Raw genomic sequence first — 1,549 nt, forward strand, 5'->3', positions numbered from 1 at the left:
GGCCGAAACGCCGGCCGGCCCGGTCAGGCCCGGTCAGGCGGCGTCGAGCAGCCGGGCGACCTCCGTCATGGCCGCCCCCAGCGGCAGGTCGAGGCGGAGCCCGGCGAGTTCGTCCCCGCGCGTCGGCCCCTGGTTGACGATCGCGACCGGCAGCCGGGCCCTGGCGGCGCGGCGGACGAAGCGCAGCCCGGACAGGACCGCCAGGGAGGAGCCGAGGACCACCAACGAGCCCGCCGCGTCGACCAGTTCGTAGCAGTGCTCGACCCGGGGCGGTGGGACGTTCTCGCCGAAGAAGACCACGTCGGGCTTGAGCACGCCGCCGCACGCCGTGCAGGCGGCGACCAGGAAGCCGTCCACCACGGACCGCGGCAGCCGCGCGTCCCCGTCGGGCCGCAGCTCCGCCCCGGTCGGCCGGAAGCCCGGGTTGAGCTCCTCCAGCCGCCGGTCCAGCTCGGCCCGGGTGCTGGTGCGGCGGCAGTCGAGGCAGACCACCCGGCGGAGCCCGCCGTGCAGCTCCACGGCCTCCCGGGTGCCGGCCGCGTGGTGGAGGCCGTCCACGTTCTGGGTGATGACCGCCGCGACGTGCCCGGCCCGGCGCAGCCGTTCCACCGCGTGGTGCCCGGCGTTGGGCCGGGCCCCGGCGATCGCGGGCCAGCCGGTGTGGCTGCGGGCCCAGTAGCGGCGCCGGGCGTCCGCGCTGCCGGTGAACTCCTGGTACGTCATCGGGGTGCCGCCGCGGCGGCGGCCGGTGGCGCCGCGGTAGTCGGGGATGCCGGACTCGGTGGACAGTCCCGCCCCGCTGAGCACCACCGCGCCGCGCCGGTCCAGCAGCCGTACCAGGGCTTCCAGCTCCTCCCCCGGGGGAACGACGGCCTGCCCGCCCGGGTGTTCGAACGCGTCCATACCGTCGAGGTTAGGGCGTGACGCCCCGGGAGGGGCTGGGACGGGCGCCGCGCGGTTCTGTCAGCCCTTCCCGTCTCGCGGCGGGTGGCTCCCGACCCGGCCGGACGGCTCCTCGGCAGCACCGACAGCTCCGGCGGCACCGGCGGCACCCGCGGCCCCGGTGGCGAAGGCCGTGATCCGCTCCAGGGGTGGGTTCCAGCCCCGGGTGGTGTCCACGGCCAGGCAGGGGGCGTCCAGCGCGATCGGTACCCAGGACTCGATCGGCCGCTCGCCGCTCGCGATGCGGCGCAGCAGCTCGCCGTCCGCGTGGACGGCGCGCCCGGGTTCCTCGGCGGCCCGGCGGGCGATGCGCTCGCGGGCGGTCCCGGGGTCGACGGTGCAGCGCACGACGCGCAGCTCGGCGCGGCCGACGAGCGGCAGCAGACCGGGCCGCCACAGCCGGTCCTGGAAGGCCGCCTCCGCCACCAGGTCCGTTCCCGCGCGCAGGAGTTCGTCGATGCCGCGGAAGAACTCGGTCAGCGTCCGCCGGTCCAGGTCCTCGGCCGGGGCCTGCCGGGCGGCGGCCATCCGCTCCTTGATCTCGTCCCGGCAGACCGCCGGCCGGCCGAGCGCGTCGGCCAGGGCGTGCGCCAGCGTGGTCTTGCCC

Annotated in this window: 2 protein-coding genes; both read right to left on the reverse strand. The window is 77.5% G+C overall.

Annotated features, from left to right (window positions below):
* Nucleotides 1–33: 33 nt before the first annotated feature.
* Nucleotides 34–903 (reverse strand): NAD-dependent protein deacetylase, encoded by an 870-nt coding sequence (locus ACFU6K_RS38655; RefSeq protein WP_380671296.1) that lies wholly within the window; start codon nucleotides 901–903, stop codon nucleotides 34–36.
* Between the two features lie 60 nt (nucleotides 904–963).
* Nucleotides 964–1,549, reverse strand: a 586-nt coding sequence (locus tag ACFU6K_RS38660; RefSeq protein WP_380671298.1) for an AAA family ATPase, incomplete at its 5' end; no start/stop codon positions are given.

Source organism: Kitasatospora sp. NPDC057512 (assembly GCF_042802135.1).
In the GTDB taxonomy this organism is placed as follows: domain Bacteria; phylum Actinomycetota; class Actinomycetes; order Streptomycetales; family Streptomycetaceae; genus Kitasatospora.